The organism is Ruegeria sp. AL7 (assembly GCF_056536105.1).
Genome location: NZ_JBQFJF010000001.1, coordinates 2064983 through 2085610, shown reverse-complemented (window position 1 = coordinate 2085610; position 20628 = coordinate 2064983). Strand labels below are relative to the sequence as shown.

The window sequence follows — 20628 nt, the reverse complement described above, 5'->3', positions numbered from 1 at the left end:
TTGCCCCGCCTTTTTCTATTCCAGCAACTCACGCGCAGTGGTGAAGCCCAGCACCGCGCCCATATGCCAGCGCACGTCTGACCAGCTGTCGGCGTCGAATTTCATCACAGTGGTTGCACAAGTCGGATAGTCGAAAAAGCGCATGTGATCCGGCGGCCGTTGCACAAGGCGGTTGGCGAATTCGGCGATTCCGGGGTTATGGCCCAGCATCAACACAGTCGGTTCCGTGGCACCTGCTAACTCGCGCAACATGTCTTCGGCATCGGCGTCGTGGTAGAGCGATTTGTGAAAGCGGACCTTATCGGCCTTTAACCCCATCCGGGCCCATGTCTCGCGGGTGCGGGTTGACGTCGAGCTTAGCACTTCTTCCGGCAGCCAGCCGTTATCGCGCAGCCATGCACCAATGGCGGGGGCAGACCTGCGCCCACGCTTGTTCAGGGGGCGTTCATGATCGCCAAGTCCTGGGTTATCCCAGCTGGATTTGGCGTGACGTGTCAGGATCAGAGTGCGGGTCATGACGGGTGAAAAGCCCTCATATGATGGGCTGATTGTTCGGGGTCGCGCCCTGCGCCCGCGCTGAGCGGGCAGGCGAGGCGGGCCAGACAGCCGCCTGTCATGCAGGTTTGACCCTCAGCGGTATCAAGATGGTCGTGGCAGGCTGCAAGGTCATAGAAGTTTTGCGCGTTCAGCGCGCCGACAGGGCAGGCCGTCGTGCACGGGGCGGCACAGGTGTCACAGGGGGAAACGCCAGACGCCTCAGGGATGGCAAACTCATGGGCGAAATGCAGTGCGCCGCGATATGAGATCATCATGCCGACCGTGTCATGTACCAAAGCCCCCACCGGGCTGCTGAAGGTGCGTCCCGATTTCAGGGCCCAGTCGATGAAAGGCGCATAGGGTGGACCACCAAAGGGGAAATAGGCCTGTGCACCGAACGCACGTGCCATCTGGCCGACGATTCTGGTTGACCAGCGGTCTACTGGATCAGGCCCCCGCCATTCAGGCGAGGCTTTCAGAGCAGACCAGAAATCAGGACCCGCGCCCAGCAAGATCAACGTGCCAGTGTCAAGTTGCCGGGCCGCCACGCGATGAGGATGCAGCGCGCCCATGACAATCAACCCCGCCTGACGCGCCGCATGTTCTACGCGGCCATAGATTTCCGCATCTGGAACAGAGGAAGGTTGCGCAAGGTCTGTCATCTTCCCTCGGCTTTTGCTGCGATCAGTCTGGCCGTATCAGCGACCCGGCGCCATGTTCCGTGAACAGTTCAAGCAAAACCGCATTGGGCGCGCGCCCGTCAAGTATCACGACGGCCCGAACGCCGCTGTGCAGGGCATCGAGGGCAGTTTCGGTCTTGGGGATCATGCCACCTGCGATGGTGCCTTCGCGGGTCATCTCGCGAATCTGGCCGGCTTTCAGCTCAGTCACCACATCGCCTGCCGCGTTCTTGACGCCCGAGACATCTGTCAGCAGCAGAAGGCGGTCTGCTTTTAGTGCCGAGGCTATCGCCCCGGCCGCCGTATCGCCGTTCACGTTGAACGTTTCGCCCTCACGGCCCGCGCCCAGAGGGGCGATAACCGGGATCACATCATGTGAGAACAGATCATGCAGGATTTTCGGGTTCATCTCGGAAGGGGTGCCGACATAACCCAGCGACGCATCCGTCTGGTCACAGATCATCAGGTTTGCATCTTTGCCCGACAAACCCACGGCCGAACCACCCTGACCATTGATTGCCTGAACGATGCGCTTGTTCACCAAGCCAGACAGAACCATCTCGACCACCTCGACGGTTGCCGTGTCGGTCACGCGCTTGCCGTTCACAAAGTCGGACTTGATATCCAGCTTGTCCAGCATTGCGTTGATCATTGGACCACCACCATGCACAACAACCGGGTTCACGCCCACCTGACGCATCAAGACGACATCGCGCGCAAAGCTCTCCATAGCCTCGTCACTGCCCATGGCATGCCCGCCCAGCTTGATGACGACGATGGCCCCATCATAGCGTTGTAGATAGGGCAATGCGCTGTTCAGGGTTGCTGCGGTGGCGATCCAGTCCCGGTTCATGTCACGTGTCTTCATTGCTAAGGTCCCTCTGACCGTCCGTGTTAGGGCCTTTGCACCGCGCTGCCAAGGGCGAAGCTATTCCAGATGTGCAATGATCGAGCGCAGGGTCGGAATCCCGTCGCCTTTTTCGGACGAAGTCAGGACGATTTCCGGGAATGCGGCAGGATGTTTGGACAAAGCCGCACGGGTTTGTTCCAGAACCCTCTCGCGCTCGTTGGCCTTGACCTTGTCGGCCTTGGTGAGAACGCATTGAAAGGTCACGGCACTGGTATCCAGCAACTTCATGATTTCAGTGTCGACCGGTTTTACCCCGTGGCGCGCATCGATCAGGACAAAGGCACGGCGCAGTGTCTGACGGCCGCTCAGGTATTGCTTGAGAAGCTTCTGCCATTTTTCAACCACGTTAACCGGTGCATTGGCATACCCATAGCCCGGCAGGTCCACCAGATAGAGGTCCGGGCCTTGCGTGAAAAAGTTGATTTCTTGCGTGCGGCCAGGTGTGTTCGAGGCACGCGCCAGACCCTTTGTTCCGGTTAGCGCATTGATCAGGCTGGATTTGCCGACATTCGAGCGACCGGCAAAGCAAACCTCCAGCCGGTCAGGAGCGGGCAGGCCCGTCATGGCGACTACGCCTTTGACAAATTCAGACGGGCCGGCAAACAGTTTGCGACCGCGTTCTTTTGCGAAGTCATCCGGCTCTTCGGCCAGCGGAAACGGAAGCGTGGTCATAACACCTCCAGGGTATCATTCAGGCGGATTTCACCACCCTGAACAACCTCGGCATAGACGCCGAAATCCTGATGATCCCAGCTGTTCAGCGCGCCCAGAGTATCCGCGTCGCGTTCGCCGGTTTCCGGATTTGCGGTGGTGGCCAGACAGCGGACTATACGCTCGCGAACCCGGAGCACGGTTTCGCCAATGCGAAGGTCTCGGCCCAGCCAGTCGAATTCATCCCACTCAGGCAGACCTTCGAACCAGATGTTCCCGCGCCATCGCGCCGCAGACAAAGACTGGCCCAGCTTTTGTTCAACAGCGCGATGAGACGCCATGTTGCACAGGCTGATTGACGGGAAATCGGTATCGGTCATGCCGCGCCCGGGCACCCGGACAATTCGGGCGGACGCAGCGCGATCCGTGGGCATAAGCGGTTTTACCCAGTCCAGGAAAACCGATTCTTCTGTGTCAGGATGAAAGCTCAGATTCGGGCGGTCCGGGTGGTGCAACGTGACCTGCTCGCCGTCCAGTTTCGCCCAAATCGCCATAAGCTTGGGGGCTTTTGAACCGCGACTGAAATTCACACACGGGGCCCATTCCGTTCCGTCGGTCTTGGCCGCTTCATGGGCAACGGCCCAAACGCGATCCCCGGGCATGGTCTGCCCGGGGTTGAGGGTAATCTGGCTCAGGGCTTCACGCCCATGGCTTTTGATCGGGTGACGCCAAAGGCCTGAAACTGTTCCGCTCATTTCTTGTCCGTGTTCGGCAATCGCTTAAATCCGGATTTGATGTTTCCGAACACGTCCGGCGTATAGCCCTGACTGCGCATGATCAGATATTGCTGCGTAAATGTGATCGTGTTGTTCGCAATCCAGTACACGACCAGACCGCTGGCAAAGCCGCCCAGCATGAACATGAAGACCCACGGCATCCACGCGAAGATCATCGCTTGTGTGGCATCGGTTGGTGCCGGGTTCAGTTTCTGTTGCAGCCACATCGAGATCCCCAGCAGCAGCGGCAGAATACCGATAAAGATCAGCGCCATCAGGGTGTCCGGCTGCGGGCCAGCCCAGGGCAGCAAGCCAAAGAGGTTCATGATCGAGGTCGGGTCAGGTGCGCTCAGGTCCTGGAAGGGGCCGAACCACGGTGCCTGACGCAGTTCGATCGTGACGAAGATCACCTTGTACAGTGAAAAGAAGATCGGGATCTGTAACAGGATCGGCAAACAACCGGCAGCGGGGTTCACCTTTTCCTTCTTGTACAGCTCCATCATGCCCTGCTGCATCTTCTGACGATCGTCGCCCGCGGCTTCCTTCAGGGCTTCCATCTGCGGCTGCAGTTCCTTCATCTTCGCCATCGAGACGTAGGATTTGAAGGCCAGCGGGAACAGGATTGCCTTGATGATCAGCGTCAGGCCGATAATGGACCAACCCATATTGCCGATCAGTGCATGAATGTTGTGCAGCAGCCAGAAAATCGGCTTGGTCAGGAAGAAGAACCAGCCCCAGTCGATGCTGTCGATGAATTTCTGCACACCGTCAGCCTGGTATTCGCGGATGGTCTCCCACTCTTTTGCACCCGCAAACAGCTGGGTTGTCACCTGCTCGGTCGCACCCGGTGCCACGGTCAGCGTCGGAAGTACCGTTTCTGTCTGGTAAATCTTGCGACGCGAGTCGTATTTGGCAGCCGCCTTGAACGCAGAACCGGGTTCCGGGATCAGCGTGGTCATCCAGAAGTGATCAGTGAACCCGATCCAGCCGTTTTCCTTGACCTGAAACACCTCGGCCTGAGCGCGCTCGTCCGGGTCGATATCGAAATCACGAACGTCGCCATAGTCCACTTCGGTCAGAGTGCCGTCGGCCATACCGATCACACCCTCATGCAGAATGAAGAAGTTCTTCAGGTCCGGCAGGTCCCCGTCTTCGCCAATGCCGTGGCGCGCAAGAATGCCATAAGGTGCCAATCCAATTTCAACCCCGGTGGCGTTTTCGACAGATTGCGTGACCGTGAACATGTAGTTCTCGTCAACCGCGATGGTGCGGCGGAACGTCAGTCCATTGCCGTTTTCCCAGGCCAGCGTCACAGGTGTGTCAACACCCAGGGTTTCGCCCTGCTCAAGCGTCCAGATGGTATTTGGTCCGGGAACATCTGCACCGGTCAGGCCCGCGCCAGGAGCCCAGCCATAGAGGGCGTAATAGGCGGATTGCGATCCGACTGGCGACAACAACTCGACAATCGGAGAATCCTCGGCCAGCGAGACCTTGTAGTCTTTCAATGACAGCTCGTCGATCCGACCGCCAGCAAGCGACAGGCTACCGGTCAGGCGGGGCGTGTCGATATTGATGCGGGGCGCTTCGGCCTCGGGTTCAGCTTCGGCAGCTGCCGCAGTTGCCTCTCCGACAGTACTGGTGTCGGCCGCACTGGGCGTCTGAACCTCACTGCCTTCGACGCTGGTTACTTCAGCCTGATCCGGGGTTGTCGTCTGTTCCGGAGGGGGGAACAGCACGAACCAGACCAGGATCACGATAAAGCTGAGCGCGGTTGCGAGGATAAGGTTCTTGTTCTGATCGTCCATCGGGGACAGCCACCTTGAGCAGTGAAAGACACCCGCAGGGTTCAACAGAGTGCAGACCCAAAGGTCAAGCGGAATCGCCCGTCATTTCGTCACGGAGGGGTCTTCTTTACCGCGATTTACGGTTCCCTACCGCGTTTTCCGCCCGATTTTGGGAACACCGTCGACCTTGTTGCGGTAAGACGTGATCCAATCCTTGGTTTTTTCGAATGGCATGGGCTTGCCGATGCCAAATCCCTGAACATGATCGCAACCCAGTTGGGCCATCAAAGCGTGCTCACCCGGCGTTTCGACACCTTCGGCCAGAGTTTCCAGATGCAAACGTTCTGCCATCATCAGAATGGCGCTGGCAAGCTGTTGCTGGCTTGGGTCCAGATCCGCTTTGGCAACAAAAGACCTGTCGATCTTGATGCGCGATACGTTGAACCGTTTGATAGAACCGATCGAGGCATGTCCTGTCCCGAAATCGTCCAGATCAATACAGCACCCCATTGCGGCAAGCCCGGTGACGTTGCGGGTTATGACATCGTCGGGCCGTCTGGAGAACACGGTCTCCAACACCTCGACCGCCAACCTGTCAGGGGTCAGATCGAATTGATCCAGTTCCCATTTCAGACGGTCGATCAGGCCCGGATTGCGCAGTTCGTCAGATGAAAAGTTGATCCCGATGCGCGGCACCGACAGCATGGACCGATCCCAGTCGCGCATTGCGGAAAAGGAATGATGCCGCATGGCCTGACCCAACCGGTCCATCAGTTCGGCCTGTTCGGCAAAGGGCAGGAACACATTGGGGGCAAGAACCCCTTTTTTCGGATGTTCCCAGCGGGCCAGAGCTTCAAACCCGCTGATACGCCCGGTATCGGTTGAGATCTGGGGTTGAAACCATGGACGGATCTCACCGCTGTCCAGCGCCGCTTCGAATTCTTTGCGCAAGTTGATCCTGACCTGTGCCCGTCTGCGCGTCTGAGAGGAAAAAGCGCGAATCGTGGATGGCCCGTTTTGTTGTGCCTCCAAAAGGGCGTTATTTGCGGCCTCCTGCCAATCGATTGCAGAGCCGTCAGTGATATTGCTGCTCAGGCAAAAGCCGATGGAACAGGACATATACACGCCGGTACCATTCAGCATGATGGGATCTTCTACGGCGTTTTGCATACGGCCCGACATCTGAATACAAGCTTCCAAATCCAGTTGCCGTGCCGGGTGCAGAACAACCATCATCCTGTTTCCACCCATCCGGGTTGCGCAATCATTTGAGCGGATCATGGACAAAACGCGCGAGCAGAATTGCTGTGCAACGTGGTTTGCCGCCGCCTGTCCGTGCAGATCAAGCAATTGCGTAAAGTCATCCAGAACCACCGCGAAACAGGCCGAGTTTTCCCCCTTCAGGCGGGCGTCGGCAAATACCTTCTCCAAAACTGTTTCAAACTGGTCCTTTGACAGCAGACCGCCTGGACGCCAAAGCCCCTTACGCGACGGATTGGCTGCGAACGCATTGATGCCTGCGACGATCAGAGGCAAAATCAGGGCCAGTGCAACCAGGGCCTGTTCACCCCCAATCCAGAATGCACTCAGACAAAGCGCCGGAACAAAGGCCAGCGCGGCTGGGCCGCCCAGAACGGTTTTCAACGAATGGACAAAACGGTCGGTAAGGGGATGGTTCCGCATCAGCTTTCTGGCCTTGGGCATGATCTGCACAAGGCAAAGCCTATGAAACCAGTCTGAGTCAGTCGTTAACGCAGAAGCGGAATCTCTTCCAAATTCCCGGAATTTTCGTTGGAATTTAGCGAAAGGTTAATGAAATCAAATAGCTTTCCATCCAGAAGGTGCGATGGCCGCGCATTTGTTAACGCTCGGAACATAACCTGTCGCCGACCCGGGCTGTTCTTTTCCCATTGATCCAGAATCTGTTTGACCTGCTGGCGCTGCAACCCATCCTGACTGCCGCACAGGTCACAGGGAATGATCGGGTATTGCATCGCCTTTGCAAATTTCTCGCAATCGGCTTCGGCGACATGGGCGAGCGGGCGGAATACAAAAAGATCGCCTTCTTCGTTCACCAGTTTCGGCGGCATCGTGGCAAGACGACCGCCGTGGAACAGGTTCATAAAAAACGTCTCAAGGATATCGTCGCGGTGGTGCCCCAGAACGACCGCCGAGCATCCCTCCTCGCGCGCGATGCGATAGAGGTTGCCACGGCGCAAACGGGAACACAGGGCGCAAAAGGTCCGGCCCTGCGGGACCTTGTCCATCACAACGGAATATGTGTCCTGATATTCGACCCGATGCGGTACGTCCATTCGACCCAGAAACTCGGGCAGGACCGTGGCCGGAAAGCCCGGCTGGCCCTGATCCAGATTGCAGGCCAGCAGATCGACAGGCAACAGGCCCCGCCATTTGAGCTCGTAGAGAACGGCCAGCAATGTATAGCTGTCCTTGCCACCCGAAAGACAGACCAGCCAGCGGGGTGGCTTGCCATCCTTGTCGTGGGCGGACGGATCCACCATCCCGTATTGCTCGATCGCTTCACGGGTCTGGCGCACAATACGTTTGCGCAGCTTCTTGAACTCGGTTGTCGAGGGCGCGCCGGCAAACAGGGGGTGGATATCGTCTGCATCATCAAACATGCGCCGTGGTTACAGTGGACCGAAGGCCCGGGCAAGGCGTAGAAGCAGGATCAACCGCGTTTGGAGCGTAGTTGCACCCGTGTTACCCTGCGCGTATTTTTCAGGAGGTATATTATGGACTACTTCTTTTCGGTCCGCGCCCGCAGCGGCGATCACTATTCAAACAAGATGGGTGCCGCGCGATATCTGGCTATTCCGGGAAATGTCGGGCAACCGGCACGGCAGCATGAAATACCGCAGTCTCAATGGATAAGCCGGATTCAGGCCGAAGCCGGGGCGACGGCTACCGAGAATGGGCATATTGTCGTCTTCGTGCACGGGTTCAATACCGAGCAATATCAGATGCTGGAACGTCACCGCAAAATACGCACCGGTCTCGAGGCGCATGGCTTTAACGGTGTGGTCATCAGCTATGATTGGCCAAGCGATGGATCGGTTCTGGGCTATAACGTTGACCGGGCTGACGCGCGGCGTGCGGCAGAAAAATTGTTCAGTCACGGGATCACGCGGCTGTCCAGGATGCAGACCGCGGATTGCCGGTATAACGTCCATGTTCTGGCGCATTCCATGGGCACGTTCTTGGTGCGCGAAGCCATGGATTATGCCGATGACGACCATGAAACCGCGCAACACAGCTGGATGACCAGTCAGATCGCGTTTGTCGCGGCGGATGTATCCGCGAAATCGTTCCGTGACGGCAGTTCCAAGACGTCCTCTCTGATGCGACGTTGTACCAGGCTGACATGCTATTACAGCCCCTTTGACGAGGTTTTGTCGATTTCAGAGGTCAAGCGTGTCGGAGTATCGCGCCGACTGGGCCGTGTCGGAATGCCAAACGACCGGCCTGAGAAAGCGGTCAATCTGTATTGCGGGTCCCATTTCAAGAATACCCGCGATGAATACGGGGATGGGCCTTCGGCGACACACAATTGGTATTTTGATTCGCCTCGGTTTTTCGAAGACTTGCACCATACGTTGATGGGGAAACTGGACCGAGAGGTCATTCCGACCCGCAGCTTCACCGACCGCGGCAACCTGGCGTTGATTTAAGGGTCGGAATTGTCGGGCACCGGATCGTAACCGTCACCGCCCCAGGGGTGGCATCGGCATATCCGGTGTGCAGCCAGCCACGATCCCCGGATCGCGCCATGTTTTTCCAATGCTTCCAGTGCATAGGCCGAGCATGTGGGCTGATAGCGGCAGTTGAAACCAACCCAGGGGCTGAAAATCAGCCGGTACGCGCGAACGGGCAGGGCGACGATATGGGACAGAAAGGTCATTTGCGATCCGCATGCACTTTGCGAAGCGCATACCGCAAGTCGCTCAGCAGGACGTCATAAGGAAGATCGGCGGTTACATCAGCCCGCCCGATCAGCACATAGTCCCAACCTTCAAGACCAGACACAGGCAAGACGGCCCGTGCGACTTCTCTCAGGCGGCGCTTGGCACGATTGCGGGCCACGGCGTTGCCGACTTTCTTTGAGCAGGTAAAGCCAACGCGCAGCCCCACCGCTTCATCCGGAGCGCGTCTGCGGGCCTGCACCATCATCGAAGACGTTCCCTGCCTGCGCGCGCGGGCGGCTTTCAGGAAATCGGCTCTTTTTTTCAGGATCGTCAGGGATGTGGGTAGACAAACAGAAGCCGCCGGGGGCGTATTCCCGGGGTGGTTCTTACCATCCTCAGGGGCCTCCGGCGGCGTCATGTTCATACCCTGATCGGTGGGCGGTTTTACGCGCTCAGCGATTTGCGGCCGCGGGCGCGGCGTGCGTTCAGGATCTTGCGGCCGGCTTTGGTGGCCATGCGCGCGCGGAAACCGTGGCGGCGTTTGCGAACCAGGTTCGAAGGCTGATAGGTGCGTTTCATCGCTCCGTCTCCAATCTATAGCGGTCGGGTGCGGCGCGGATTCGCCTGGCCCTAGTGTTCGAAGCCCGTCCTCTACTGCCAAGCGAAGTGTAAGTCAAACCCCAACGGTCCGGTTTTCGCGGCTTTTGCAACAATTCTGTAAACCGGATGCAGAAAAGATTTCAAATCGGTCGATTATCGTCTGAAACTGTCACGTTCGCGGCCACATAGATCAAGGCCCCGTGAACCCCCTGTTGCCAAAAGCGCAAGCAGCGCATGTTGGGCGTAAGATGAAGCAAGAAGAACCGGAAGGCCAGATGTCCGAAACAAGCCACGCTCCACGAAACGGGTTGGCGCGTCATATCCCCTTGCTGGTGATTCTCGGTGTCGCCGCGGTGGGGTTTTTCACGCTGGGTGATTACCTGACTTTCGAAACCCTGCGCGACAACCGCGAAGCGTTGCTGGCGTGGCGGGACGCAAACTATTGGGCCATGGTGGCCGGGTTCGTTGCCGTCTATATCGTAATCGTCGCGTTTTCGCTGCCCGGGGCTGCTGTCGCCTCGATGACAGGTGGGTTCCTGTTTGGACTGTTTGCCGGAACGGTGTTCAATGTATTTTCGGCCACTATTGGCGCATCGGCCATCTTTTTGGCTGCCCGCTGGGGGTTGGGCAATGCTTTGACGGCCCGGCTGGATGCTTCAAAGGGGACGATTGGGAAGCTGAAAGACAGGTTGCGCGAGAACGAAATCTCGGTGCTGTTCCTGCTGCGGCTTGTCCCGGTTGTGCCGTTCTTTGTGGCCAATCTGGTGCCTGCGCTGGTGGGCGTCAAATTTCGCAATTTTCTGATCACGACGGCGCTGGGCATTATTCCGGGGGGTATCGTTTACACCTGGATCGGCGTTGGGCTGGGCGGTGTGTTCGACCGTGGCGAAACACCGGACGTATCTTTGTTGTGGGAACCCTTCGTCATTGGCCCCATTGTCGGCTTGTGTGTGCTGGCTGCTTTGCCGATTGTCATCAAGTCCCTGCGTGGCGGAAAGGACGCCTGACCCATGCAACACCTCAAGACAGATATCCTGGTCATTGGGGCCGGGTCCGGTGGGTTATCGGTTGCGGCCGGTGCCAGCCAGATGGGTGCGAAGGTGATCCTTCTGGAAGGGCACAAGATGGGCGGCGACTGCCTGAACTTCGGCTGCGTCCCGTCGAAAGCGCTGATCGCAAGCGGCAAAGCGGCCTTTGGTCAGGCGCATTCCGCCGCGTTTGGCGTGGCCGATGTAAACCCTCAGATCGACTATGCGGCGGCGAAGGATCATGTGCGGGATGTGATTGCCCAGATCGAACCGATGGACAGCCAGGAACGCTTTGAAGGTTTGGGTGTCCAGGTGATCCGCGAATATGGCAGCTTTATCTCCCCGACCAAAGTGCAGGCCGGAGATCATGTCATCACCGCGCGCCGGATCGTGATTGCGACCGGGTCGTCGCCAATGGTTCCGCCAATCCCTGGTCTGGACACTGTATCTTATCAAACAAACGAAACCATCTTCGACCTGCGCGAGCGTCCGGAACACCTGCTGATCATTGGCGGTGGTCCTGTGGGTATGGAAATGGCGCAGGCTCATGTCCGTTTGGGCTGTAAAGTAACAGTCGTTGAAGGGCAAAAGGCGTTGGGCAAAGACGACCCCGAGGCCGCGTCCGTTGTGCTGGAGGCTTTGCGCAGTGAAGGTGTCGTGATCCACGAAAACGCCGTGGTGGCCCAGATTCGCGGAAAGGATGGCGTTGTGGAGGTCGTGACCGAGAACGGCGATATTCACCGGGGCTCTCACCTTTTGATCGCCGCAGGGCGCAAAGCCAATATCGAGCGTCTGAAACTGACTGCGGCGGGAATTGACCGCACCAGAAACGGAATCAAGACGGATGGCAGCTTGCGGACGTCAAACCGCCGGGTCTATGCGATTGGCGATGTCGTGGGGGGGCTGCAATTCACCCATGTTGCCGGGTATCATGCGGGTATCATCATTCGATCCGCCTTGTTCGGCCTGCCCACCAGGGCGAAAACGGCGCATATCCCATGGGCAACGTTCACCGATCCTGAACTGGCACAGGTAGGTCTGACCGAAGCTCAGGCCCGCGACCGGCATGGCGACAGGCTGGAGGTTGCGCGCTTTGATTTTCACCACAATGACCGCGCTTTGGCCGAGCGCAAAACCAAAGGGTTCATAAAGGTCATGGTGGTGAAGGGCAGGCCCGTCGGCGCCACGATTGTGGGCCATCAGGCGGGCGAGTTGATAAACATGTGGTCGCTGGCTTTGGCCAATAATCTGAAGATGGGACAGATCGCTGCTATGGTTTCACCCTATCCGACAATCGGAGAGCTTAACAAACGCGTTGCTGGCGCTTATTTCTCTCCAAGGCTGTTTGAGAATCAGACAGTTAAACGTGTGGTCAGGTTTGTTCAGCGTTGGATTCCCTGACCTGTAAAGGAGCGTAAATTGAACTCGCTGTCGGGCCGATTTCTGATCCTGACGACGGTCTTCGTTATGTTGGCCGAAATCCTGATCTTTGTCCCGTCGATAGCCCGGTTCCGCGAGGATTTCCTACTGAACCGTCTGGAACGCGCTCAGATCGCATCGCTGGCTTTGTTGGCAGATGATATGCTGGCCGAAGATCTTGAGGCGGAATTGCTGGCGAATGCCGGTGTCTACAACGTTGTGTTGCGTCGGGATGAAGTCCGCCAACTCATGCTGTCGTCTCCGATTCCAGAGGCAATCACCAAAACATTTGATCTACGGGATGCCGGTCCATGGATTTTGATCCGGGATGCGGTGAGCCGGATATTCATACCTGAAAATGAAGTCATTCGTATCATTGGCGAGCCGGTCAAGGGCGCGGGACTGCTGATCGAGGTCACCATCGACAGCGCTCCCCTCCGTATGGCGATGGTTGATTACGGCCTGCGCATTCTGGGGCTGTCCTTTGTCATCTCGATCATCACGGCGTCCTTACTGTTCCTTGCGGTGCGCGTGGTTCTTGTCCGGCCCATCAAAAGCGTGGTTGGATATATGCAGCGCTATGCCAGCGCACCCGAAGATGCGCGCGGCATCATCTCTCCGAATTCCAGAGTGACAGAATTGCGCGAGGCGGAAGAAGCGCTGAAGATGCTGCAAACGGAACTGACGCAGGCTCTCAAACAGCGCGAGCGGTTGGCGCAACTGGGTGGGGCGGTTGCAAAGGTCAGCCATGACCTGCGCAACATTCTGACATCGGCGCAGCTGTTCACGGACAGGATCGAATCCAGTGATGACCCGCTGGTCCGGCGAATGGCTCCGAAGTTGGTGAATTCGATCACCCGTGCTGTATCGCTGTGTGAAAGCACATTGGCATTCGGCCGTGCAGAAGAACCTGCGCCCACCTTGACGATGGTGCCCCTGCGGACAATTGCGGCTGATGTCGCCACCAGCGAACAGCTGGCGGTCGCAGGGGGCTGCGTCGAGATCGTGAACGAAGTGCCGGAAGATCTGATCGCCCGCGCCGACCCCGAGCAGTTGTTTCGTGTCATCATGAACCTCGTGCGTAACGCAAGACAGGCGTTGGAAGCCTCGGGTAAGCCGGGTCACATCACCATCGTCGGGTGTGAATATCAGGATGCCTGGTGTCTTGAAATTCGCGACACCGGGCCGGGTCTTCCGCCAAAAGCACGTGAAAACCTGTTCACACCGTTTCAGGGTGGGGTCCGCAAAGGAGGCTCTGGCCTGGGCCTTGCAATCTCACAGGAACTGGTGCGCGGGCATGGCGGTAACCTGACACTGAAGGAGACCGGACCCGATGGAACGATCTTTGAAATCAGGCTTCCGCGTGGAGACATGACTTTTTGATTTTTTTTTGAAGAATCGGCTTGCACGTCTTTGACCACAGGTCTAAACAGCGCCTCACCAACGCGGACCGATAGCTCAGCTGGATAGAGTACTTGACTACGAATCAAGGGGTCGGGGGTTCGAATCCTCCTCGGTCCGCCACTGGTTTCCTGTTGAACGTCACATGAACCTGACCCAACCTTCATAGTTGGACCAGAAAAGCAGCGAACGTTCGACATCAGAAGGCGCCCCCAATGTTGGACATCAGTTGAATTTGACCTTTGTGTCATCAGCTAACACGCCGCCGCCATTTCGTATTCCCGCAGATAGTGTGGTTTGATCTGACTTCCCTTTCGGAAAATCAGAGCTGATTTGTAGGTCAGACAGCGAAGCTGCCTGTTCCTGCTAATCTGCCACGTGGCGAACGCGGGAGGGGGCGAGGCAATGCTATTCGACAGGGGTGGTGCGGCCCGCAGGCACAGCCGAGGACACGGCCCTGTCTAATGGGGTTGCCCGAGGGGGAGGGCTGCGCCCTCACCCTGACGGCCAGGGCGTTTGGCTTGTCCAAATCCCGCTGGCCCACGAAAAGAAAGTGGTGAGGTAGAGGGCCTGCCGCCATTTGCGATTGAGCCCTTCTGTCAAAATTCAAAAAGTAATAGACGGCCACACATCTGCCGTTCGCTGCCCTTGCAACATCGAGCCTGACCAAAGGCAGCTTTGCGCAGAGACCAGACTTTTCAAAGGTGCGCCAATGGTGGAAAAGCCGTCAAAAAGTCTAAAACCGATCTTTGCAAACATCGCTTGGCGCCTTAACCTTTGGAAACGCATAATATTCTTGGCGATAGCCCAAATCTCAGAGCAAAGTTGACGTGTTGAACGGTAATATCCAACTAATCTCAGTTTTCATCGGTTCCCCAAGTGGGCTTGAAACGGAACGCTCAACATTTCGCGATGTTGTTGACGAGTTAAATAGAGATCATTCCCGCCACTGGGGGTGCATGATAGATCCAGTCGGCTGGGAAGAAACATTGCCTGGGCGCGGTCGTCCGCAAGCTCTAATCAACCAAGAGTTGGATCGATGTGAATATTTCATTGGTGTAATGTTCGATCATTGGGGCTCGCCAACAGCAACTGGAAACTCTCGCTTCAGTTCAGGATTTGAAGAAGAATTTGAGCGTGCCAAAGAGCATGTCAAGTCCGGAAAAATGCAAGATATAACAGTGTACTTCAAAGCGATACCACCTGAGAGGCAGCGCGATCCAGGCGCGTCGTTACAGCGTGTCTTAGAGTTCAAGGAGGATTGCTTCTCAAAAAAAGATGCACTGTGTCCGTCATCGAATGATTTGGAACACGAGCGTTTGATTGGCTTAGGAGGATCAGGCTCGCCGCAGTTTCAATCTACGCCGCGTTCTGATGATGCAGCAAGCGGCGTTTCTGGATTGTCTGGTGTTTGATTTCCTTTCTGCGTCTGAGGATTGTTTCGGCTCGACCGAAATAGACATCGGCGGGTGTCAGATTGCTGATGCTCTCGTGGTATCGGTTGTGGTTGTAGTGATTGATGAAGTCGCCGTTGGCCTGTTCGAGCGCTCCTGGCAGATAGTAGTTTTCCAGCAGGACACGGTTCTTCATCGTCTGATGCCATCGCTCAATCTTGCCTGGTCTGCGGATGGTTGGGCGCTCCCGAACATGATCCATACCCTGCTCATCCAGCCATTTCGCCAACTCGCCAGAGATGTAACTGCTGCCGTTGTCGCTGAGCAGCCGGGGCTTGTGGGCAACGGTGACACTGTCACAACCTGATGCAGCCAAAGCGTCTTCCAGCGTTCCTGTGACATCGTCAGCTTTCATCGTGGTGCAAAGGCGCCAAGAGACAACGTAACGGCTGTAATCATCCAGGATCGTAGACAGGTAGAACCAGCCCCAACCGATGACTTTGAGATAGGTGAAGTCGGTCTGCCAAAGCTGGTTCGGCCGCACAGTCTTCTCATGGAATTCATCCGCCGCTTTGATGGTGATGCAGGCTGGGCTAGTGATCAGATCTTGTGCCTTCAGAAGCCTGTAAACACTGGCCTCAGAAACGAAGTAGCGCCTGGTGTCGGTGAACCGCACCGCAAGCTCGCGGGGCGATAACTCGGGTTCTTCCAGAGCCAGTTCCACGATCTGCTTGCGCACCTTGTCGGGGATGCGGTTCCAAACCCTACCGGCCGGGAATGGCGATCCTCAAGCCCGGCCTCGCCGAAAGACAGATACCTGTCGTACCAGCGGTAGAAGGTCGTTCTGGGAATGCCGAGCTTTTCCAGTGTGCGTTTGATCGGCAGGTGCGAACCGTCAACCAGCCGGATGATCTCAAGCTTTTCGGATGCGGGATATCTCATTCGTCGTCTCCCCATCCTCGAACATGCTTTTTGAGCAGCCGGTTCTCAAGGGTCAGGTCGGCGACTACCTCTTTCAGCGCCGACGATTCCGCTCTCAAATCCTTCACCTCAGAGCTGGTAGCCTGGCGTGCGGTATCGCCAGCCAACCGCTTCTTACCGGCCTCAAGGAACTCTTTCGACCAGCTGTAATACAGGCTCGTAGCTATTCCTTCACGGCGACACAGCTCCGCTATGCTGTCTTCACCACGAAGCCCATCCAACACAATACGGATCTTCTCCTCTGCCGAATGCTGGCGCCGTGTCTTCCTGCGGATGTCTTTGACAACTCTCTCTGCTGACGCTTTCTGTTTCCCGGATTTCATTCTCATCTCCACTCTCTGATGGTTACGATGAGCCTGAAATCCTCCGCTACGCAATCAACCTAGTCTGTTCCATGGGTGCTGATGGCGGACATACGGTCAGGTACTACGCAGCACTTGCACTGCATGATGCAGGCTTTCCCTTGGAAGACAATTTGGCAAAGAAGGCTCTCGCAATAACCAAAAAGAAACAAGGGTTTGGATCGATCTTCGTAAACACAGAAACGGACAATGAGCATCTGGATCGGTACAAACTAGCTATTCTAGCAACCAAGGACTTCCGAGAACTTCGGAAGAATTACGACGAAGGCGGAATATACGACGATGAAGCCGCCTTGGTTCTGTTTCGCGAACACACAACCAAGATGAAACAAGCTATGCGCCGGGAGCTGCAAGATGGGTTTGAGCAGTACTTTGATACGCGCCTAAGCAAGCTTGAAGATATTCTTGGCAGCGAAAATGAAACTTTTAAAGGATCAAAAAAACTTATTCCGTTCCTTCGTAAGCGCCTTGTGACAGCTGCGCTGGAGGCTCTGTGCGGCATTAAGCAAAAGCAAGACCTAGAGCTAGTTCGGCGTGTTTTGGACGATCACGAAATAAATATGTCGGAGTCCGCAATAGAGTTCTTAGGTAAATTCGGCGACTGGTCTGACCTGGCCCGCATTAAGGCAATTACTGACTATCGACCGCCAACACTCAGCCTTCTCAACATTGGTTCCCCTAAAGCACTCCCGCTTAAAGCAGCTGCGATGCTTTCGATTGGAAAGGATCGCATTGCGGACCTTTTAGCGGAGGATATGGAGCTGTTGTTACGTCGAGAGTTGTTGAAGCAATTAAAGAAGAAAGACATTGCCTCAATGAATGATGAGATTCTGCTTCAAATGCTTGACCACGATGACGATGAATGTCGTGCCGTTGTGGCGCTAAAGTGCACGCAATCCCTTTCAAAGACACGTCTCAAATCTCTCCTCAAATCCTACACCGAGCATGATGGTTATCGATACTACAATAGTATTCATTGGCTGGACTTGGGCGTAAGCATGCCTCGCGATACAGCCAAGTCTATTGCGTCTCAGGAGTTAGGTCGCCGCTAACCGAGGTACGCATTTCAAGTGTTTCGCGCAAGATAACCGCGATCATTGAATCTCCGTGCGAACGTCCGGTTCGCACTTTTCGCGGCCTGCCGCAAGAGCGAGATAGGCGACATGATTAACGGCGGCTATGGGCTCTGACCGCCATTCGGTGCGAACCGCAGAGAATGGCGGCGGCGAGCCCAAGCCGTAAGTTCGTTTTCTGTGCTGCGTGCGCTCGCAGAACGAAAATTACTGCAGACGCATTATCTTCAGCGCCTCAATTCAGCATCGAAAGCTGCCGTTCGAGCCAAGCGTGGCGAGGCTTCTTTGGACGAGAAACAGGTCGCGGGAAAATCGGTCTTTCACCCGTTTCGCAGGCGGTTCGAGAGCGCGAATAAATGGTTACCTCAAGGTCTGCTCCGTTTTTTGACTTGCCTGGTTGCATCAATCCGAGGCATCCCTTGCCGCCCACGCTTCCCGGTCGGCGGAGGCTTCCACACCATTTCAGGATCGAACCAGATAGTCAGCGATCCTCGTCGCTTCAGCGTTTCATTGTAAGCCGACCAGTTCGTGGTCTTGTACTTCGTAGGGGCCCAACTGCTCATGCCCTCACGCTATCATGCTGGATTTACACAGTGAATCCCTTACGCGATTTACGCAACGAGGCCCCTTCAGAAGACAAGCCTTGTTCACAAATGTTCCAAAATCTGTCCGATTTTACAGCTTCAGGCCAGTTAGGCCCATAATGACGGCGGCCACGGAGTTTCCCGGGACCCCTAAAGTCAGGGTTGGGATCAATGTCGCCGCGACGTCAGCATTATTGGCAGATTCCGCCGCCGCGATACCTTCCCCTATACTCACCAGACCTCAACCCAATCGAACAAAAATGGGCAAAGGTAAAAGCCTTAAGACGGAAAACAGGACAATCACCAGAACAACTCTTCAAGCACAAAATTTGAATCAATTTATGTCGGGTTAGCTATATCGGCGCGGGTTTTTGAGGCTCGGGCAGCGGCGCAGCGCAATTGAAAGGCTTCCTCAAAAGGGTTTACCTTACCAAATCGATCCGTGCGGAAAGGGTCGATATCAAAAGCGGGTTGTTGCCCTAAGATCAAATCGCTGATCGCGTCGCCTATTCCGGCGGAAAGCGTGATGCCGTGACCGCAAGCGCCCGCCGCGGCATAAAGGCCAGAGATCTCTGGAACAGGTCCAAGCAGCATTTTTCCATCCGGTGTATATGAAGATAGTCCGGCCATGTAATGGGAAAATTCGGCATGTTCGATTGCTGGGAAGAATTGCGCAAGGCCCTGATAGGCATCTGCAAGGACATCCCAATGCTCTTCGCCTTTTGTGGGCGAAAATGTGGCAGGGTCGTCTGGCAGCGCGCGAGCGTCAAATGTTGCGGAACGGGTTTCTTGCACGCCAAGGACCAATCCCCCAACTTCGGGGCGTGTATAGGCGCCAATATCGGCAAGGATCGTTATCGGGTGTTCTAGGCCATAGATATCCGAGGGTTCGGTCATCCAATAATGGCTGCGTACCGGGGCCATGGGCAAGGGAAAACCCGCGTGTTGCGAAAATACGGCCGCCCAAGCGCCACAGGCATCAATAACGGTGCGACAGGCAATCCTATCGGTATCGGTCAAGACACCCACAACCCTTCCTTTGTCGCGCAGAACATCTTTCACATTGGTGCGCGGCCGGATCACGACCCCACGCGCTCGCGCGGCCCGAATATAGAACATCGTCAGAAGATAAGGATCAATATAGCCATCGGTAGGCATAAAGGCCGCCTTTAGGATGGTATCGGTATTCAACCACGGCACCATTTCGCCAATTTCGGCAATGCTGGGCCATTGCACCGGAATATCCCATTTCAGCGCATCCCTGGCCGTGGTCTGCAACTCCGCCACACGCGCTTGTGACACGGCAATACGCAACGAGCCGACCTGATGAAAATCCGCGTTTTCGCCCAGCTCGTCTTCAAGTTTACGTATGGTTTCAATGGTTTGCTTTGCCATTGGTGTATTTGCCGGCTTGGTTGATGCTTGCAAAAGCAATCCTGCCGCCCGGCTTGATGCTGCGCTTGCAAGCTCATTGCGCTCTAGCAACAGGATTTTTCCAGCGCCTTTGCAGGCCAAGTGATAGGCGATTGACGCGCCAATCACACCGCCGCCAACAATGATATGATCAAAAACGTCCATTAGAACCTCGAAAGGGGAGAGAATAGGTCTGTGCGGGGATGAAGCAGCGGTGCAAGAAGGCGTTCGGGCGCGCCGGTCATAGCACCTGAACCCTGGCTTGTGACAGCGCATCACGCATTTTTGCACTTGGCAGAGCATTGGATATAAGAATGTCGATTTCCGCCAAGGCACATACCGGATAGGCGGCACGCCGCCCGAGCTTTGACGCATCGGCCAATATGACGGTTCGATTTGCCTTGCGTGTCATCGCCCGTGCAATTTCGGCTTCGTCAAAACTAAAATCGCAAACCCCACTTTTTGGACAGATGGTTCCGGCCGTGATGATCGCGTAATCGGCGTTGAAACGGTTGATTTCCGTGACCGTCGCGCTGCCAATGGTTTCGCTATTATCGCCTTCAACCCAGCCTCCAAGCATGAAAACCTTGGGCCCGTCAGGTTTTGCGGCCAGAAGCCCGGCAATCTTCAGGGAATTCGTGACGATTTTTAACGAGTTTTTCCTGACCAACGCTTCGGCGGCAATAAGTGTTGTCGAGCCCGTGTCCAAAAAGACCATCTGATCGCCCTGCAACCATGCGGAAAGCTTATCGGCGATGGCCCGCTTTTCCGCCAAATTGGCCTTCATGCGCGCGTAGAACGGGCCTTCATCATTCTGGGGGACTTGTTTTGCGCCCCCATGGATTTTCAAAAGCTTTCCGGCATCTTCCAGCACCGATAGATCGCGGCGTATAGTCTCGGGCGAGGCACCGAGCTCATGGGCCAATGTCTCTACGCTGACCTCTCCCAATGTGGCCACCATGGCGGATATGTGTTTCCGCCGCTCGGTTGCGCGTGCGGTCAAATTCCTGTCCGAACAGATATCAAAAACACGCTCGCCCCCTTCTGCAAAACGGTAGTAAGTTGACCGAATACGTGTTATTGACTCGAAATATACCGAAAAATATGAC

The 20628-nt window shown here is 56.1% G+C and carries 19 protein-coding genes, 1 tRNA gene and 4 pseudogenes; 8 read left to right on the top strand and 16 right to left on the bottom strand.

The genetic code is table 11. From position 1 onward, the window contains the following. Positions 1-15: 15 nt before the first annotated feature. The 8 genes from ACR3E2_RS10485 to ttcA form a co-directional block, all read right to left on the bottom strand. Positions 16-516 (bottom strand): SixA phosphatase family protein, encoded by a 501-nt coding sequence (locus ACR3E2_RS10485; protein WP_480484761.1) that lies wholly within the window; start codon positions 514-516, stop codon positions 16-18. Beyond that, entirely contained in the window at positions 513-1199 is a 687-nt protein-coding gene (locus tag ACR3E2_RS10480) for a ferredoxin (RefSeq protein ID WP_480484760.1), read from the bottom strand. Before ACR3E2_RS10480 ends, ACR3E2_RS10485 begins: the two co-directional genes overlap by 4 nt. A gap of 22 nt (positions 1200-1221) precedes the next feature. Next, entirely contained in the window at positions 1222-2085 is an 864-nt protein-coding gene (argB, locus tag ACR3E2_RS10475) for an acetylglutamate kinase (protein WP_209505885.1), read from the bottom strand. Positions 2086-2145: 60 nt separating this feature from the next. Then, positions 2146-2799, bottom strand: coding sequence for a ribosome biogenesis GTP-binding protein YihA/YsxC (yihA, locus tag ACR3E2_RS10470; protein ID WP_480484759.1), 654 nt, complete (start codon positions 2797-2799; stop codon positions 2146-2148). Then, on the bottom strand, positions 2796-3533 hold the full coding sequence (locus ACR3E2_RS10465) for an MOSC domain-containing protein (protein ID WP_480484758.1): 738 nt from the start codon (positions 3531-3533) through the stop codon (positions 2796-2798). The genes yihA and ACR3E2_RS10465 overlap by 4 nt, the downstream gene beginning before the upstream one ends. Continuing rightward, positions 3530-5359 (bottom strand): membrane protein insertase YidC, encoded by a 1830-nt coding sequence (gene yidC, locus ACR3E2_RS10460; RefSeq protein ID WP_480484757.1) that lies wholly within the window; start codon positions 5357-5359, stop codon positions 3530-3532. Before yidC ends, ACR3E2_RS10465 begins: the two co-directional genes overlap by 4 nt. A gap of 126 nt (positions 5360-5485) precedes the next feature. Beyond that, complete coding sequence (locus ACR3E2_RS10455; RefSeq protein ID WP_480484756.1) at positions 5486-7042, bottom strand: putative bifunctional diguanylate cyclase/phosphodiesterase; 1557 nt, start codon at positions 7040-7042, stop codon at positions 5486-5488. 44 nt (positions 7043-7086) lie between these two features. Further along, positions 7087-7980 carry a tRNA 2-thiocytidine(32) synthetase TtcA gene (gene ttcA, locus ACR3E2_RS10450; RefSeq protein WP_480484755.1) on the bottom strand — a complete coding sequence of 298 codons (894 nt, stop codon included), beginning with the start codon at positions 7978-7980 and terminating at the stop codon, positions 7087-7089. 114 nt (positions 7981-8094) lie between these two features. Between ttcA and ACR3E2_RS10445 the strand changes: the two genes are divergently transcribed. Then, positions 8095-9030 carry an alpha/beta fold hydrolase gene (locus tag ACR3E2_RS10445; protein ID WP_480484754.1) on the top strand — a complete coding sequence of 312 codons (936 nt, stop codon included), beginning with the start codon at positions 8095-8097 and terminating at the stop codon, positions 9028-9030. On the opposite strand, the gene yidD is transcribed toward ACR3E2_RS10445, so the two are convergent. From yidD to rpmH, 3 genes are read right to left on the bottom strand one after another with little or no spacing between them, the layout of a single operon-like run. After that, on the bottom strand, positions 9027-9260 hold the full coding sequence (gene yidD, locus ACR3E2_RS10440) for a membrane protein insertion efficiency factor YidD (RefSeq protein ID WP_480484753.1): 234 nt from the start codon (positions 9258-9260) through the stop codon (positions 9027-9029). The two genes, ACR3E2_RS10445 and yidD, sit on opposite strands and share 4 nt — an antisense overlap. Continuing rightward, positions 9257-9682 (bottom strand): ribonuclease P protein component, encoded by a 426-nt coding sequence (gene rnpA, locus ACR3E2_RS10435; RefSeq protein WP_267366122.1) that lies wholly within the window; start codon positions 9680-9682, stop codon positions 9257-9259. The genes yidD and rnpA overlap by 4 nt, the downstream gene beginning before the upstream one ends. A gap of 26 nt (positions 9683-9708) precedes the next feature. Beyond that, positions 9709-9843: a 50S ribosomal protein L34 gene (gene rpmH / locus ACR3E2_RS10430; protein WP_005980833.1), complete on the bottom strand. Its 135-nt coding sequence runs from the start codon at positions 9841-9843 to the stop codon at positions 9709-9711. A gap of 269 nt (positions 9844-10112) precedes the next feature. Here rpmH and ACR3E2_RS10425 point away from each other — a divergent pair, with 269 nt between their 5' ends. The 5 genes from ACR3E2_RS10425 (at position 10113) to ACR3E2_RS10405 (ending at position 15127) form a co-directional block, all read left to right on the top strand. Next, the gene (locus tag ACR3E2_RS10425; RefSeq protein ID WP_267366121.1) at positions 10113-10871 is read left to right on the top strand and encodes a TVP38/TMEM64 family protein; all 759 of its coding nucleotides are present in this window, start codon (positions 10113-10115) and stop codon (positions 10869-10871) included. Between the two features lie 3 nt (positions 10872-10874). Further along, complete coding sequence (locus ACR3E2_RS10420) at positions 10875-12293, top strand: dihydrolipoyl dehydrogenase family protein (protein WP_480484752.1); 1419 nt, start codon at positions 10875-10877, stop codon at positions 12291-12293. Between the two features lie 18 nt (positions 12294-12311). Then, positions 12312-13694, top strand: coding sequence for an ATP-binding protein (locus ACR3E2_RS10415; RefSeq protein WP_480484751.1), 1383 nt, complete (start codon positions 12312-12314; stop codon positions 13692-13694). Positions 13695-13758: 64 nt separating this feature from the next. Further along, a tRNA-Arg gene (locus tag ACR3E2_RS10410) sits at positions 13759-13835 on the top strand. Between the two features lie 710 nt (positions 13836-14545). Next, positions 14546-15127 carry a DUF4062 domain-containing protein gene (locus ACR3E2_RS10405; protein WP_480492727.1) on the top strand — a complete coding sequence of 194 codons (582 nt, stop codon included), beginning with the start codon at positions 14546-14548 and terminating at the stop codon, positions 15125-15127. Here the strand turns inward: ACR3E2_RS10405 and ACR3E2_RS10400 are convergent. Beyond that, positions 15072-16416, bottom strand: a pseudogene (locus ACR3E2_RS10400) (IS3 family transposase). The gene ACR3E2_RS10405 and the pseudogene ACR3E2_RS10400 overlap by 56 nt on opposite strands. Before the next feature lie 65 nt (positions 16417-16481). Between ACR3E2_RS10400 and ACR3E2_RS10395 the strand changes: the two are divergent. After that, positions 16482-17501, top strand: coding sequence for a hypothetical protein (locus ACR3E2_RS10395; RefSeq protein ID WP_480492725.1), 1020 nt, complete (start codon positions 16482-16484; stop codon positions 17499-17501). A 440-nt stretch (positions 17502-17941) separates the two neighbouring features. On the opposite strand, the pseudogene ACR3E2_RS10390 reads toward ACR3E2_RS10395, so the two are convergent. Next, a pseudogene (locus ACR3E2_RS10390) lies at positions 17942-18085 on the bottom strand (IS5/IS1182 family transposase); the annotation flags it as partial. 133 nt (positions 18086-18218) lie between these two features. Next, positions 18219-18329: pseudogene (locus ACR3E2_RS10385) on the bottom strand (tripartite tricarboxylate transporter permease); the annotation flags it as partial. On the opposite strand from ACR3E2_RS10385, the pseudogene ACR3E2_RS10380 reads away from it, so the two are divergent. Further along, positions 18323-18406 (top strand): annotated as a pseudogene (locus ACR3E2_RS10380) (transposase); the annotation flags it as partial. The pseudogenes ACR3E2_RS10385 and ACR3E2_RS10380 overlap by 7 nt on opposite strands. Positions 18407-18445: 39 nt before the next feature. On the opposite strand, the gene ACR3E2_RS10375 reads toward ACR3E2_RS10380, so the two are convergent. Then, the gene (locus ACR3E2_RS10375; protein ID WP_480484924.1) at positions 18446-19684 is read right to left on the bottom strand and encodes an NAD(P)/FAD-dependent oxidoreductase; all 1239 of its coding nucleotides are present in this window, start codon (positions 19682-19684) and stop codon (positions 18446-18448) included. A gap of 76 nt (positions 19685-19760) precedes the next feature. Further along, complete coding sequence (locus tag ACR3E2_RS10370; protein ID WP_480484923.1) at positions 19761-20522, bottom strand: DeoR/GlpR family DNA-binding transcription regulator; 762 nt, start codon at positions 20520-20522, stop codon at positions 19761-19763. Positions 20523-20628: the final 106 nt, after the last annotated feature.